Raw genomic sequence first — 570 nt, forward strand, 5'->3', positions numbered from 1 at the left:
ATACTTCGCCTGCAACGCCTTCTTCGTGTAGAGGGGCTTCAGGTCCTTCGGTCCCAAGGCAAAAGGCTCGGCATCCCAACGGAAATAGGCATCCGGGTCGTAGGCAAGACCTGCGCATCGGGTGATGTCAACACACTGCTTGTCGGGAGCCATACCCAGGAGCTGGGTGTAGTAAGCCATCGCCTTCTGCAGCACGGCATCGAAGAGTTCCAGCACGCTGATGTCGTCGTCATCCACTGGACGGTAGGCGCAGAACACTCTGAATCCCCTGCCGCTCACGGTGATATACTCTACCATCGTATGACTGTCGCTTCTCACCAGTTGGATAAGCTGCTCCATATCTTCCTTCTTCACATGGTCGAAGTCGAGCTGGAACATGTAGGTAGGTTTGAGGAAGTCGGCAAGTTGTCTGCCGTAGCCGTCCATGAGTGCCGAAACCGTGATGGCAGGCATCTCAGGCTTGTACTGGTCGGCAAACTGCTTGCTGATGGCGAGACGCTTGCGGTAAGTCTCGGTCATCATTCGAAGCTCAGGGCTAGAGGTAATCACGCTCTTGAGATACAACCAGTC

Annotated in this window: 1 protein-coding gene; it reads right to left on the reverse strand. The window is 54.9% G+C overall.

The features are described 5' to 3' along the window. On the reverse strand, nt 1-570 hold a 570-nt coding region (locus ACTQ16_RS16760; RefSeq protein WP_441938570.1), incomplete at both ends, for a BT4734/BF3469 family protein.

Source organism: Prevotella sp. LCP21S3_D2 (assembly GCF_052118345.1).
Lineage (GTDB): Bacteria > Bacteroidota > Bacteroidia > Bacteroidales > Bacteroidaceae > Prevotella.